The organism is Enterococcus sp. NBRC 3427 (assembly GCF_007996925.1).
GTDB classification, from domain to species: domain Bacteria; phylum Bacillota; class Bacilli; order Lactobacillales; family Enterococcaceae; genus Enterococcus_B; species Enterococcus_B lactis.
The window spans coordinates 1-14,229 of the sequence record NZ_BJLL01000066.1 but is presented as its reverse complement, the minus strand read 5'-3'; the positions used below and the strand labels follow the sequence as shown (position 1 = coordinate 14,229).

Annotated in this window: 17 protein-coding genes; 9 read left to right on the top strand and 8 right to left on the bottom strand. The window is 36.8% G+C overall.

The genetic code is table 11. From position 1 onward, the window contains the following. Nucleotides 1-142 precede the first annotated feature (142 nt). Nucleotides 143-1,096: a 1-phosphofructokinase family hexose kinase gene (locus ESP02_RS11585; protein WP_025478355.1), complete on the bottom strand. Its 954-nt coding sequence runs from the start codon at nt 1,094-1,096 to the stop codon at nt 143-145. Further along, the gene (locus ESP02_RS11580; RefSeq protein ID WP_002372971.1) at nt 1,062-1,853 is read right to left on the bottom strand and encodes a DeoR/GlpR family DNA-binding transcription regulator; all 792 of its coding nucleotides are present in this window, start codon (nt 1,851-1,853) and stop codon (nt 1,062-1,064) included. The genes ESP02_RS11585 and ESP02_RS11580 overlap by 35 nt, the downstream gene beginning before the upstream one ends. A 221-nt stretch (nt 1,854-2,074) precedes the next feature. Between ESP02_RS11580 and ESP02_RS11575 the strand changes: the two genes are divergently transcribed. The 5 genes from ESP02_RS11575 to ESP02_RS11555 all read left to right on the top strand — a co-directional run bounded on the left by ESP02_RS11575 (nt 2,075) and on the right by ESP02_RS11555 (nt 5,326). Continuing rightward, on the top strand, nt 2,075-2,533 hold the full coding sequence (locus ESP02_RS11575) for a PTS sugar transporter subunit IIA (protein WP_025478356.1): 459 nt from the start codon (nt 2,075-2,077) through the stop codon (nt 2,531-2,533). An 11-nt stretch (nt 2,534-2,544) separates the two neighbouring features. Beyond that, nucleotides 2,545-2,844, top strand: coding sequence for a PTS sugar transporter subunit IIB (locus tag ESP02_RS11570; protein WP_002291814.1), 300 nt, complete (start codon nt 2,545-2,547; stop codon nt 2,842-2,844). A 72-nt stretch (nt 2,845-2,916) separates the two neighbouring features. Next, on the top strand, nt 2,917-4,278 hold the full coding sequence (locus ESP02_RS11565) for a PTS galactitol transporter subunit IIC (RefSeq protein WP_044147008.1): 1,362 nt from the start codon (nt 2,917-2,919) through the stop codon (nt 4,276-4,278). A gap of 21 nt (nt 4,279-4,299) precedes the next feature. After that, nucleotides 4,300-4,560, top strand: coding sequence for a hypothetical protein (locus ESP02_RS11560; protein ID WP_002372975.1), 261 nt, complete (start codon nt 4,300-4,302; stop codon nt 4,558-4,560). Between the two features lie 13 nt (nt 4,561-4,573). Further along, the gene (locus ESP02_RS11555) at nt 4,574-5,326 is read left to right on the top strand and encodes a class II aldolase/adducin family protein (RefSeq protein WP_002372977.1); all 753 of its coding nucleotides are present in this window, start codon (nt 4,574-4,576) and stop codon (nt 5,324-5,326) included. 92 nt (nt 5,327-5,418) lie between these two features. On the opposite strand, the gene ESP02_RS11550 is transcribed toward ESP02_RS11555, so the two are convergent. The 4 genes from ESP02_RS11550 to celB form a co-directional block, all read right to left on the bottom strand. Beyond that, a complete protein-coding gene (locus ESP02_RS11550; RefSeq protein ID WP_146926063.1) occupies nt 5,419-6,024 on the bottom strand; it encodes an alpha/beta hydrolase in 606 nt (201 codons plus the stop codon). 52 nt (nt 6,025-6,076) lie between these two features. Further along, complete coding sequence (locus tag ESP02_RS11545) at nt 6,077-7,051, bottom strand: ring-cleaving dioxygenase (protein ID WP_002288275.1); 975 nt, start codon at nt 7,049-7,051, stop codon at nt 6,077-6,079. A 351-nt stretch (nt 7,052-7,402) separates the two neighbouring features. Then, entirely contained in the window at nt 7,403-8,122 is a 720-nt protein-coding gene (locus ESP02_RS11540; RefSeq protein ID WP_002315240.1) for a GntR family transcriptional regulator, read from the bottom strand. A 127-nt stretch (nt 8,123-8,249) separates the two neighbouring features. Further along, nucleotides 8,250-9,521 (bottom strand): PTS cellobiose transporter subunit IIC, encoded by a 1,272-nt coding sequence (celB, locus tag ESP02_RS11535; RefSeq protein ID WP_002372981.1) that lies wholly within the window; start codon nt 9,519-9,521, stop codon nt 8,250-8,252. Nucleotides 9,522-9,674: 153 nt separating this feature from the next. Between celB and ESP02_RS11530 the strand changes: the two genes are divergently transcribed. The 4 genes from ESP02_RS11530 to ESP02_RS11515 all read left to right on the top strand — a co-directional run bounded on the left by ESP02_RS11530 (nt 9,675) and on the right by ESP02_RS11515 (nt 12,817). Next, a complete protein-coding gene (locus ESP02_RS11530) occupies nt 9,675-11,072 on the top strand; it encodes a glycoside hydrolase family 1 protein (protein ID WP_002372983.1) in 1,398 nt (465 codons plus the stop codon). Between the two features lie 80 nt (nt 11,073-11,152). Continuing rightward, nucleotides 11,153-11,593 carry a universal stress protein gene (locus ESP02_RS11525; RefSeq protein WP_025478359.1) on the top strand — a complete coding sequence of 147 codons (441 nt, stop codon included), beginning with the start codon at nt 11,153-11,155 and terminating at the stop codon, nt 11,591-11,593. A 147-nt stretch (nt 11,594-11,740) separates the two neighbouring features. Then, on the top strand, nt 11,741-12,067 hold the full coding sequence (locus ESP02_RS11520; RefSeq protein ID WP_002291828.1) for a PadR family transcriptional regulator: 327 nt from the start codon (nt 11,741-11,743) through the stop codon (nt 12,065-12,067). Next, nucleotides 12,068-12,817, top strand: a complete 750-nt coding sequence (locus tag ESP02_RS11515) for a permease prefix domain 1-containing protein (RefSeq protein ID WP_044147006.1) — start codon at nt 12,068-12,070, stop codon at nt 12,815-12,817. Nucleotides 12,818-12,977: 160 nt separating this feature from the next. Here the strand turns inward: ESP02_RS11515 and ESP02_RS11510 are convergent, their stop codons facing one another. Then, nucleotides 12,978-13,433, bottom strand: coding sequence for a Spx/MgsR family RNA polymerase-binding regulatory protein (locus tag ESP02_RS11510; RefSeq protein ID WP_002291831.1), 456 nt, complete (start codon nt 13,431-13,433; stop codon nt 12,978-12,980). A gap of 422 nt (nt 13,434-13,855) precedes the next feature. Then, a complete protein-coding gene (locus tag ESP02_RS11505; protein WP_002373002.1) occupies nt 13,856-14,131 on the bottom strand; it encodes a hypothetical protein in 276 nt (91 codons plus the stop codon). Nucleotides 14,132-14,229 lie beyond the last annotated feature (98 nt).

Sequence of the window (14,229 nt, the reverse complement as noted above, 5' to 3'; positions counted from 1 at the left end):
GTTTATTCGAAAAAAAGAACTGTGACACTGTAGTGACCCCAAAAAGTTAGATTTTTTGGTCTAACTTTTGGGGGTCGGTACATTTTTTGTCACAGTCTCTTTGTATCTCATTTCATATAAACAATTATTTACTTTGTACTATTTATTTCATTTCTGTGATTTTAATATTTTTTGCTAAATTTTTTACATCAGCTGGGATAACTTTCCCGACTTCTGATTGCTGTGCATTCGACATGCCGCAAGCCATTGCATACCTTACACATTCTTTTAAAGGATAATTCTGTTCTAATGAATGAGCAAAACCTCCAACAGTGGCATCCCCAGAGCCTGTTGTATTCGTGATAGGGATCTTAGGGATTTCAACATTCCAAAATTCTTCTTTTACTTTGACTACTGCACCATACGAGCCGCAAGAAACCATGATGACATCGATATCTTTAAATAGTGGATTTGTTTTTAGATGGTGTTTTATGTCGCTTTTTTGAGTGATTTTTTGATGGATGATATCTGAAAACTCATGGATATTAGGTTTGATGAACATCGGTTTATACTTACTTGCTAAGACTTCACGGAGATGTTGTCCAGATATATCCATTAATATATAGGTGGAAGGATCTATTTGTTCTTTGATATATTGTAATAATTTAGCATACAAAAAGGGGTCTTGATTGTTGACAGAACCATTTATTGTAATGACTGAAAGGTAATTATTTTTACTGATTTGTTTGATATCATTCATTAATTTTTTGATAGTAGCATCTGCTATTTTAGGACCAGCTTCCACAAGTTCTGTCTGCGTTTCACCATCATGCATGATGGTGACGGCACCTCTTGATTCTTCTGCAATAGGTAAAAAATGCAAATCAAACAGATTTTCATTTTGTAGCATATCTTGAATCATACCGCCAAAATAACCGCCCAAAAACCCTGTTAAAATGACTGATGAACCTAGTAAAGCAGAAGCTCGTCCGCAATTGATTCCCTTGCCGCCTACATAGCGTACCGGAGAAGCAAAGCGTGTCATCGTACCTAATTCAAAGTGTTTTGTAAAATAAATGGAATCAATGGATGGGTTCATCGTGATTGTCAGTATCATTTTTTGGCTCCTTTAATATGGTTAAGTATTTTGAATAATGATGGAAATCTTGTTCTGATAAATGATTATCGGTTATTAGATAATCAAAATCGGTTAATTTTCTAAAAGTATAGACATCTGATTTATTTAATTTTGAATAATCTGCAACAATACATTTGATTTTTGCTGCATTGAGCGCTGCATTTTGAATATTTCCTTCAATAAATTGAGCAGTTGTGACATTGTTTTCAAATATTCCATTTGTTGCAGCGAAAGAGATATCGACATTCAAACTTTCAAAAGATCTTTCTGCAACTTCCCCAATGAACTCTTCTGTAATAGGAGAAAATTCGCCACCAGTAAGTAAAATCCGATAACTAGTATGATTCTTCAAATAGTTGAAAGCAATCAAACTATTTGTAATTACAAATAGATTTTTCTTTTGAATGAAAGGAAGTGCATACAGGATCGTTGTACCGGCGCCTACATAAATAGTAGAATGATCCGGAATTATACTGTTCATGACTTGGCCAATATATTTTTTTTCGGCTACATTCGTATCAATCTTTTCTTGAGTCGATAGTTCTCGATTATAAGGTTCCTTTCGTTCAACGCCACCATACAGCTTTTTTACTTTATTTTTTTTTGCTAATTCAGTGACATCTCGGCGTATGGTCATTTCTGATACGCCTAATTTGTTAGCGATTTCTGAATTAGTTAAATAAAAATCTTTCTCTAATAATGTAATGATTTGTTCTTGTCTTTCTTTTTTCAACATATGAATTACTCCTTTAACATAAAAGCCAAGTTTTGTTCGACTTTGTTCTTCTTAATTATATAGATAAACGATTTTATTTTCAAGTAGATCAAATTTAACAAAATAAATTTCTTTTGAAAGCGTTGACAAAACGAACTAACAGAAATATAATGTTCTTGTAAACAAAGATGAACTTAGTAGAACATGAAATTAACAAACTTAATCAAAAAGAGGGTGGAGAAATGGAATATAAAGAGATGTTTGTTCCTAGTCTGATTCAATTAACGGTAGACGTAAAAAATAAAGAAGAAGCTTTTTTAATAGCTGCCCAACGATTAGAAAAAATGGGGTACGTCAATGAGAATTATTTGAATGGACTGATTGCAAGAGAAAGAGAATTTCCTACAGGATTGATTACTAAGTATTTAAATATCGCACTGCCACATTCGGAATGTGAATATGTCGAAAAGCCATTCGTTTTTGTTATGCAGCTGAAGAACCCAATTTATTTTTATCAAATGGGGGATAATCAGGAAATGATTGTAGAAAATCTATTTTTTTTAGGAATCAAAGAACCAAAAGAACAAGTAGGATTACTTCAAACGTTTATGAATTTATTCATGGATGAAACATTCGTGGAAAATTATAAGAAACAAAAAACACCGCAAAAAATATACGAACTTATTACAAATTATATTTAGGAGGAAGAAAAATGAAGAATCGGTTAATTGTCGCATGTGGAAGTGGAGTAGCAACGAGTCAGACGATCGCGAGTAAGATCCAAAGTATGTTAGAAGATGATGGCATTACATTTCCTGTAGAAGCAGTTGATTACAAATCGATCCAAAATGAGCTTCCTACTGCTGGAATCTATGTGTATGTCGCACAGCCGGATGATGAAGTCCTGGAACAAGCAAAAGATTTAGGTATTGAAGTATTTCCAGGAATTCCATTTTTAACTGGAATGGGCGTAGAACCTATTTATGACAGTATCAAAGAGTTAATACAGTAAAGAATGATTGTCGGATAAAAAAGTTGGTTCATGGTTTTATCTACTATATTTCGAAAGAAAGAAGGTTTATTTATGGAAGTTTTCCAAACCATTATCAATTATGTTTTGAACTTAGGATCAGCCATTTTTGTTCCCCTGATTATTTTGATACTTGGATTATTGGCAGGGATGAAATTTAAAAAAGCATTCATGTCTGCATTGACTTTAGGGATCGCTTTTAGCGGGATGTCTATGGTCATTGGCTATATGTCTAACGCAGTAAGTCCAGCATCAGAAGCATTGGCTAAAAATACGGGAATCAGTTTGCCTGCACTTGATCTTGGGTGGACAGGTGCAGCAAGCATCACATGGTCGTGGAGTTATGCTTTTATATTCTTTGCAGTAACGATTGGGGTCAATTTTGTACTGTTACTTTTTAATTGGACGAAGACGTTAAATGTTGATATGTGGAATGTTTGGGGGAAAGCTTTAACTGCTTATTTAGTTTATTATGTTTCTGGTAGTTTGGCTGCAGGCTTTCTTACAGCAATGGTTCAAGTCATATTGGAATTAAAGCTTGGTGATATGTTTCAGAAGCATATACAAGATCTCACAGGGATTCCATTAGTAACAGTGACTCATTTTATGACATCTGCCGCTGTCTTGTTGCTCCCTTTCAATATGATCATGGATAAAATACCTGCATTAAATAAACGAGCGGATACGAATGCATTGAAGAAGAAAATTGGGATCTTCTCTGAAAACTCTGTAATGGGGTTCATTATTGGCTTGGGACTTGGCTTTGCTGCTGCGTACGGTGTTTCAGGTTCTCTTAATCTAGCGATCCAAACAGCTACAGCATTAAGTTTGTTTCCTATGATCTCTAAAATGTTCATGCAATCTTTGTCTCCTTTAGCAGACGCGATGTCAGAATTTATGAAAAAGCGATTTAAGGATCGTGAAGTATATATTGGATTGGACTGGCCGATATTAGCTGGTCGTTCAGAGATTTGGGTTACTGCTATTTTACTTGTTCCTGTGTTTATCGGTTATGCCATTATTTTGCCAGGAAACCAAGTATTACCATTAGCAGGGATCATCAACTATTCGATTGCGGTCGGCGGATTGCTTCTAACAGGAGGAAACTTGGCTCGTATGCTGATCCTGGGAATCCTCACGATGCCTATTTATTTGTACGGTGCCACTTATCTTGCGCCAATACTCAGTGATTTAGCAGAAAAAAGCGGAGCAGTCGAGGGAATCAAGAAAGGACAGTTGATCACATGGTCATCAATAGAAGGGCCGGAGTTCAGGGTTTTATTTGCGGAGGCATTTAATAGAAATATTCTCGCTATTGTAGGATGCGTAATTTTTCTAGGACTGTTTGTTCTACTTTATAAATATATGATAAAAGCGAAAGTCCCGAGCGAACGTTATGCTGAACTACAAAAATAGCATCGGAATGGTGGGAAAGTGATGAAAAGGGAAGAGATAGAAAAATTAAAATGGACGATAGCTCTTTGTGGTACACTTCTGCTATTTCTATATGGACTCTTTACTCAGAATATCATCATCAATCTATTGGTCATTTTTTTCGCACTAGTGATCTATAAATATGGAAATCACGTTTTATTCAGAGAGTACGATGAAAAAAGAAAACAGAAAATAGAAGAATCAATGAAAATAAAAGAAGCTACCAAAGAAATATTGAGAGAAAAAAGTTTTATAAAAAGATAATGGAGGGGTCATTATGTCAGATGGACGTATGTTATTTGAGAGAGAACGACAGGACATGGCACGTATCGTAAGAGTGATTTTCGAAAGGAAAAATACAAATGTCGCAGGAGGGAATTTTTCCTTTAAAACCACTGATGATCAAGGAAAAGACTACATCATCATGACACCGACCATGATGTCAGAAGCCTATCTTGGAGAAATTTCTCCTGCACAAGTTCTAGTAGTAGAACCGGGAACACGAAAAATCATCGATGGTGTTGGAAAATTAACTCGGGAGATCAATATGCATGAAGCGATGTATGAGACTAATCCATCTATCAAAGCTGTTTTGCATGCTCATGCTCCTAATGCAATGTTCTGGGCGACCACTGGTTTGCCTATGCCTAATTTGACTGAAGCCACAGCTAAAGTAAAAGAGATTCCTGTCATGGACTTTGAGCCTAATTGCTCTGAAGAACTTGCTGAATTGACAAGCGATTACGTAAAAACACATGATTTAGAATTGCCCCATATGTTATTACTCAATTCACATGGCGTATTGATCAACACAGGTGGAGAATCAGGAATCGAAGCCATCCATAAAGCACTGCAAATCCTTGATACAGTCGAATGGAATGCAGAAATCGCTTATAAACAGACGATTTTCCAAGCACTAGGGATTACTGATGGATTTTATTCGAAAGGTGAGAAAATCGGCAGATTGGAAGATTTGAAACATAAAACGGCTATTTATAATAAATCTGTTATTACAGCTAGCGGAGACTAACCTATCTGACAAAAAAACTACGACTTTCACACACTATGATCCAGATTGATATCTGCTTCAGGTTGTGTCATGTAAGTCGTAGTTCTTTTCTTTTATTTAGTTAGAAGACGCTCTGTCCATTCCCTCACTTGCTCGATTTCGTCCATCGTCAACTGATGACCTGTTACAGTTAGCTGAATAGTCACATTTGCTTGGCGCGTTTCGAATTGATCGGACAATTCTTTAAAGGAAGCAGGGGAAACGATTGGATCGTTATCACCATAAGAAAGCCAGACGGTTTTATCCTCTAATGTGGAACGGCTTTGATGAACACCTAGAGACATCGGATGGAAAAACAACCCTTTATTTAGCTTGGTCTCACGCTCCAATAATAAATGAGCAGCGATGTTTGCGCCATTTGAATAGCCGACAAGCAACCAATCATTTAACGGTATCTGTTCTTTTTCGCTGATATCTTTGATTTTTTCATGGAGCTTATCTGTTTCTTTTTCCAAACTGTCCAGGTCGAATTGATTCAATCCATTACGCTTGAAAAAACGATTCATCCCATCTTCTTGGATCGTGCCGCGAAAAGAAAGCAACGTACTGTTTGGTGCAAGAAAGTGAGCGATATCCAGTAAAGAATGTTCGTCGCCACCTGTGCCATGAAGCAAGATCAAATGCTTGCCACTTGTTCCTTTTTCAAAAATGTAGGACATTTTGTTCCCTCTTTTCTGTTTCTATAGATGCAAATGAAGTAGCATGAAGAGATTATTCACGTTTTTTATTTGCATCACTTGTATCGAAAGGACGGACATAGGCTTCAATGGCTTCACGACGTTCTTCTAAGAATGGAGGAAGAGATAGTTTTTCTCCAGCGGATTCTGCTGGTTCATCTTCAAGGAATCCAGGACCATCAGTTGCTAATTCAAACAGTACGTGATGAGCGGCTAGGAAGTACTCAGATTGGAAATAGAAACGATCGACGAAACCAGAATTTGGCAATTCGATCTTATTGATTACTTGAATCCAGTATTCTAATGCTTCTTTGTCTGCTACACGCAATGCTAAGTGATGGATATTTCCAAATCCTTCGATTGCTTTTGGCAAGTCTGTCCGATGTTCAATAATGATGCTTGCACCATTTCCGCCTTCACCGATTTCAAATAAGTAGAAATCTCCTGAATGGTCTGTTTCTTTGAATCCTAAGATTTTTTCAAGAATCAAGCGGATATGCTCTAATTGACTGACACGGACAAAGACAGGTCCAAGTCCTGTGATCGCAAATTCTGTCGGTACATTGCTGTTTTTCCAAGGAATGCCAGCTGCTACACCTTGATTGTTTTCGTCAGAGATCAATTGATAATATTGATTGTCGAAATCTTCAAACTCGATATATTTTTTGCCGAAACGTTCATTGATTGCTGAATGAGTAACGTCATATTTTTCAAAACGTTCCAACCAAAAGTCTAATGCAGCGTCACTTGGCACACGGAAAGAAGCACGAGAGATCGTATCTGTTCCTTTTTTTCCTTTTGGCTGATTTGGAAAATCAAAGAAAGTCATATCTGTTCCTGGCGCACCAGTATCGTCTGTAAAGTAGAGATGGTAAGTTTCGATGTCATCTTGGTTAACGGTTTTTTTGATTAAGCGCATTCCTAAAATATCTGTAAAAAAGCGGTAGATTTTTGTAGCGCTAGATGTCATTGCTGTGACGTGGTGAATTCCTCTGATTTGTGTATCCATGATAAATTTCCTCCTGTTAACTTACAAAAAGTAAGTAGCTGATTTAGACATAGTATAGAGGGTGCATCTCTATTTTGCAATTAATTTGTCTTCTAAAGTATCAGAAAGGAATCAAGAATGGAAAAGAGGAGGAACGGATCAATAAAATAAAAAGACTTACGACTAGCTGTATTGATTTCAAAAAAACTAGCTTTAAAAAGCTAACTTTAGAATCATTACGGGTGGTCATAAGTCTTTTTATGATTAGATGGAAACGAGCTTCTGAAAGTACTTGGTAAATGTTATTCAAAAGATTGTATCTGTGACAATCAATCGACTCGAAACTAAGCGGCTTTTCCACAACCTCTTTGGTTAAGTTGAACGCACATCCAGCACAGAATAGTTCCGAACATCAAATCGGTTTCGGCTGGAAGAATATTCAATCGGCTGTCCATCTTTGAGATAGACGACTTGCTGAACTTCCAGTACAGGATCGTTTTCTGCACAGTTCAAATATTGCTGATCATATTCATCACTTTTATCTGCAGAAATAGCACGATAAGCCCCTGCAAAATGGACATTCAATTCTTGATGAAGATGATCATAGATAGAGGCTAACAAATGTTCTTTTTTTAAACCCGGCACAAGATGGACTGGCATAAAGGTATGCTCTAAAACATAAGGCTCGCCATCTAAGATCCTTAACCGGTGAATATTGTAGACAGGTTGCTCGGCATCGATCATCAATCGTTCTTGGATATATTGATCAGGGAATTCAACGTCAAAATGAATGATTTGACTCTTCAAAGAACGATGTCTGCGTTTCATTTGGAGACTCAAACCTTCATACTCGTTAGCGGGCGATGTGTCTTTTTGCATGAATGGATGATTCAAGATTTTCGTTCCTGATCCTCGCTGCGAATAGACAAGTCCTTCCATCGCTAAGATATTGATGGCTTTTTTGATTGTCATCCGGCTCGCACCAAATTCTTTTACCAAGTCCACTTGGTTAGGCAAAAAACTATCGGGAGGATACTCTTTTGAACGGATTCGTTCCCTTAAAATATTTGCGATTTCTTCGTATTTTGGCACGTTATTCACCTCTTCTAGAGTATAACGAAAGATTATGCTTCCGACAACTCGAAGTAGCATCTGAAACATTGTTTATTCGAAAAAAGAGGATATGACAAGTTTCTTGTCATATCCCCTTAATGATCCATTAAGCAATATCTAAATCTGGTTGTTTATCCAAGACTTTCAAGAACGGGTACCAGATAAAGGCAACGATGACAAAGTCGATGACTTGCAGCATACCACCAAGCCATGAATTTGTTGCTAAGACGCCGCTTGCAATGATTGGCACAGTCCATGGAACAGAGACGCCAGTTGGTGCAGGGACAAGTCCAGCAGCCATTACCAAATAATTGAACGTGGTTACGATTAGAGGTGCCACGACCCAAGGAATAAGGATTGTTGCATTCAATACGATTGGAAGACCAAAGATTGCTGGTTCATTTACATTGAAAATACCAGGTGCTAAAGCTAATCGACCAACATCACGATACTGTTTCTTTTTAAGAACAAAGGCCATCAATAAAACGACAGCTAAAGTCATTCCAGAGCCACCAATACCAACAGTGAAGGTTTCCATGAATGGTTTTGTGATGATGTGTGGTAATTCTTTTCCATGTTGATAAGCTTCTAAGTTATCAAGCATCAGTGTATTCCAGATTGGGTCCATTACAGAGTTGACGATGATTTGTCCGTGAAGTCCGAAGAACCATAAGAATTGGACAAAGAACAAAGCAATCAATGTTGCAGGTAAACTACTTCCCAAACCAGTTAATGGTTTTTGGATCACTTCATAAACGACATCATGTAAGTTAGCATTGAAAATACCAGTCATCACAGCGTTGATTACTAAGAAAACAGTTAGTGTCACTACAGCAGGGATCAAAGCGGCAAATGATTTTGTTACTGCAGGTGGAACTCCATCAGGCATTTTGATCTGCCAGCCGCGTTTCGTGATTCTGCAGTAAATTTCTCCAGCCAAGAAAGCAGCGATCATTCCAATGAACATTCCTTTTGCGCCAAGACGATCAAGTGAAAGAACACCAGTTACATCTTCACCGCCAACGGTTTTCATTGCAAAAGGAGTAAGAATCAAGAAGCTGGCAAAAGACACGGCACCACCGAAAATACCTTCAACGTCATAAGATTTTGATAAATAATAGCCGATACCAAAAGTAACAAAAACCGACATGATGCTCATTGTTGCATTTTGCCCATTACCGAATAAGTTCGATAAAGTTCCCTTTGTTGCGTCACTGAAAAAAGGCAAGTTATTGATAACGACAACGATCGAACCGAACATCGTTAAAGGGAAGGAAAGCATAAACGCATCCCGTAAAACTGTAAGGTAACGATTTTGCCCTAATAAATTAGCTAAGGGCATGATTTTCTCAGAAAGCTTGTCCATAAAACCGTTCATTTTTATTCACCTCAAATTTATTTGCAATCGATTACATACAAAGTATAACGCCGAATATTTTAAATGTCTAGTCATTTTTATAAAAAGTATTGATTTATTTTTATGGGTTCGTTATGATTACGATATCAAGAAGAAAAGAGAGGAAGTAAAAAAATGAAAACCTATACATTTCCAGAAAATTTTTGGTGGGGTTCTGCTGCTAGCGGACCGCAAACGGAAGGAAGAGTAAGTAATGACGGGAAAGGAGAAAATATTTGGGATCATTGGTATGCATTAGAGCCTGAAAAATTCTTTGATCAAGTAGGACCTGAAAAAACTTCGCAAGTTTACACAAAATACAAAGAAGATGTTCAGTTAATGAAAGAAACTGGCCATAACACATTTCGTACATCTATCCAATGGAGTCGTTTGATTCCGGAAGGGACAGGTGAAATCAATCAAAAAGCTGTTTCTTTTTATCGAGATTATTTTACTGAATTGCTGAACAATGGTATCGAGCCTTTTGTGAATCTTTATCATTTTGATATGCCACTGTCCTTGCAAGAAAAAGGCGGATGGTTATCAAGAGAAACGGTTGACGCTTATGTTTCTTATGCAGCCGCATGTTTTGAATTGTTTGGAGATCTAGTCAAAAAATGGTTTACTCATAACGAGCCAATCGTACCTGTAGAAGGAGGCTACTTGTATCAATTCCACTATCCAAACCATATCAATATGAAAGAAGCGGTCCAAGTAGGCTATCATGAGAATTTAGCAAGTGCAAAGGCAATCAAAGCCTACCACGAAGGCGGTCATGATGGTGAAATCGGAATCATCTTGAATCTGACACCAAGTTATCCGAGAGATGAAACGAACCCAGAAGATGTAAAAGCAGCGCAAATCGCGGATGCATTCTTCAACAGATCGTTCCTTGATCCTGCAGTGAAAGGCGAGTTTCCACAAGAGTTGATCGAGATTGTCAAAACATTGGGTATAATGCCTGACATTCATGGAGGAGACTTAGAACTCATCAGAGAAAACACGATTGACCTGTTAGGAATCAATTATTATCAGCCTCGTCGGATCAAAGCAAAAGAAACACCAATCGATCACGAACATAGCCCCATGCCAGATGATTATTTTGATAATTACGACATGCCCAATAAAAAAATGAATGCATATCGTGGATGGGAAATTTACGAAAAAGGCATCTATGATATTTTAACGAATACAAGAGAGAATTATGGTAATATCAAATGCTATATTTCTGAAAATGGGATGGGGGTCGAAGGAGAAGAACGATTTGTTAACAGCGAAGGCATTATTGAAGATGATTATCGGATCGAATTTGTGACGGATCATTTGAAATATGTCCATCAAGCAATCCAAGAAGGAACGAATTGTGTGGGTTACCACATGTGGACATGTATGGACAACTGGTCATGGACAAATGCCTACAAAAATCGCTATGGCTTTATCGCTGTTGATTTGGCACAAGACGGCAAACGCACGATCAAAAAGTCAGGTCGCTGGTTTAAAACGGTCTCCGAAAAAAACGGATTTGATGCCTGATATTTTTAGATAAAACGTTCACAAAATGTTTGTCCTAACACTGTAATCGTGCTACACTAACAGTGAAGGAGGCGTTTACAATGGTAGACACTTATCGTAATATTTTAGTAGCAATTGATGGTTCTGAAAAGGCAGAAAAAGCATTTCTTGAGGCAATCACGATTGCCAAACGAAATCAAGCAACGTTGCACATCCTGTATGTTAATGAAGTAACCGGCAATTACTTTGGTGATTTTGCATTTGTTACAACAAGCTTGCAGGAAGAATTGGATGAGGTTGCGGAAAACCAGATGAAAGAACATCGAAATTTGGCAATCGAAAAAGGCCTGACAGATATCAAGACATATGTTCTTTACGGTTATCCAAAGACATTGATCGCTAATTTCCATGAATCGAAAGAACCAATCGATCTGATTGTCATGGGGGCGACAGGTCTGAATGCGGTAGAACGTGCACTAGTAGGCTCCACTACTTCCTATGTAGTCAACCACGCATCATGTAACGTCATGGTTGTAAAATAAATAAATTAAGGGAACAGAAAGCAAAAAAGCATAACGCTTCTTTTGCTTTCTGTTCCTTTTTATTTTTTGCAAAAAATTACTTTACCTGATGAAGTAATCATGCTATGCTGATTACAACGACAGATGGAGTAATATGGAGGAGAGAACATGATTTCAAGTGATGGAATACGCGGATACAATGATGCGATTATTTTATCGATCCTTAACAAAAACGATTCTTATGGATACGAAATTTCTAAAACGATTCGTGAGAGGACAAATGATTCCTATGTAATCAAAGAGACGACACTTTACTCCGTTTTTGCCCGTTTAGAAAAGAATCAATTGATTGTTTCGTACCCTGGTGAAGTGACCCATGGAAAAAAACGGACATATTATAAAATCACTGAAATAGGACGTAATCTTTTAGAAGAAAAAAAGCAAGAGTGGCTGACGACGAAAGACGTGGTCGATCAATTTTTGGAGGGAAAGTAAATGGATACAATCCGTAATTATTTAGAAAGTCTTTTTATCGGAGTACCCCGAAGTACCGAGATAGAAAAGCTGAAAGCTGATCTGTTGGCAAATATGGAAGATCATTATCATGAATTAATGGGAGAAGGGAAAAATGAACAAGAGGCCATTGGTACAGTCATCTCGACATTTGGTTCAATCGACGAATTATTAGAAGAATTAGATGTCAAAAAAGAAAATCCAAGTTCCGAGACAGAATTAAATTCAGCTTCGATTTATTTAAGCGAAGCGGAAAACTACTGGAAAGAATACAGATTAGCAAGTCTTCAAGTAGCGTCAGGTGTCCTATTCACTTGTTTATCCTTTGCAGGATTTCTGTTCTTCTGTTCAACAGGCTATGCATTCATGGGTGTTTCTTGTCTGATTTTCGGTATAGCATTAGCTGTCGGTTTTTTCATCGCTTCTGGTATGAAAATCACACGCTTAAATCACTTTTTGTATAATAGAAAAATACCTGAAAAAGTATTAGCAGAAGCAAAAGAAAAAGAAGAAGCGTATCAGCGAAGTTTTGGCTTCTCGTTGATTGCAGGAATCGGATTATGTATTTTTTCACTTTTCCCACTTTTTGCTTCGATTTTGTGGTATATGGATGGTAGTATCGGTGCCTCTGGATTTTTTGTTACAGTAGGAACGGGTGTCTTTTTGATTATTTATGGCAGTCTTGTTCGTCATTCTTATCGTCAGTTCACTCAAAGCACTTATTCGTGGTAAGTGTGCGCAAATTTGAACACCGTGAATCAGAGGTTGTGACAGAGGTAGTTAGCTTCAAGAATTAGCTTCAAGAAATTTCGGCTTATTTTTCGTAGAAGCTACTTCTGGAACACTAGTATTCGGAAAAAAGGACTGTGACACTTTTTTGTCACAGTCTTTTTTATATATAATAATTTAAAAATTCATCATCTAACTCCATAGAATTGTCTAAATCGCTTACCCACGTGAAATCGTTATAGACAGATTTGAGCTGGCTTCTGCGCCATTGAACAGGGATAAAAAGACGCATACTATCTTCATTGAACCCGACTAATAATTTTTTTCCGTCAGTAATGATAGGACGTTGCAACAAAGTAAAATGTGAGACGATTAAATCGACAAGTTCTGAGGTCGTACATTGGTCGATTTGATCTTTCAAATTTTTATAATCAATCGAGCGTTTGGCTAATAAATCGTCAAATCCGTTTTCTGTTAATGATAATAAATAAAAGATTTCTTTTCTGGTTAAAGGCTGTTTAGGTGTGAAAATTCGTTCTCTGTAAGGCATTTGATGGTCTTTCAGCCAATTTGCCATCAGATGGTAACTATGTGTACGAGAAGAATAGATCGTAAGCATAACAAAACTCCTTAAATTTTCCGTTAATTTGTTAGATCTGTTGAGATAAATAATAGGTAAGGAGCTGTACATAAGCGTGAAACAACCCAAACATCAATAGAAATAACTTTCTAAAGTCTTAAATTTGCGACGAGAAACAACTAGACTAATAGAAGGAATGTCTTAGCCATTTGGCTTCCTGTTTGTTTTTCTTGCTTATGCTGCAGCTCCTCGGGAAAGGGTTCTAACAATTTGAAGAAGGTTGATGATTGATCTAGTTTCAATTGTGTGAAATTTGAAATCTGGTGTTTTTACTAGATGAATCATCTAACAACTATGATTATAACTTATAGAACCGTTGTTTTGTATTCTGTTTTGTTATAGTTGTTATAAAGTTTTATTTTATTACAGAACATATTTAATTAAGAGCGTATAGTTAAAAGTTAAAATTGCTGATTCACATAGAGTTTATGGCTTCTTGGAAATTCTTTTTCAATCAGTTTTTTCATCTGTTTATGAAATTCTTTTTTTTCAGTAAACATAAAGGTTTGGGTATCGTAACCTTCTTCATGTAGGAAATAGATTATTCCTTTTTCTGTGTTTTGCGTATAAGCTTTTATACTCCTGTCTTTTTTGAAAGAACAGATCGTATAGTTTTTTATTTGGTCTGGGAGACGTTTGATTTTCTTTAAAATAACTTTTTTATCCTCAAGTTTCATTTTTTCACCTGACTTTATTTTTTATCATATGGAAATCATAGCGCCATTGGTTATATGAAAACAAGAAGGATACTTAAATATATATAAATCGAATAGGA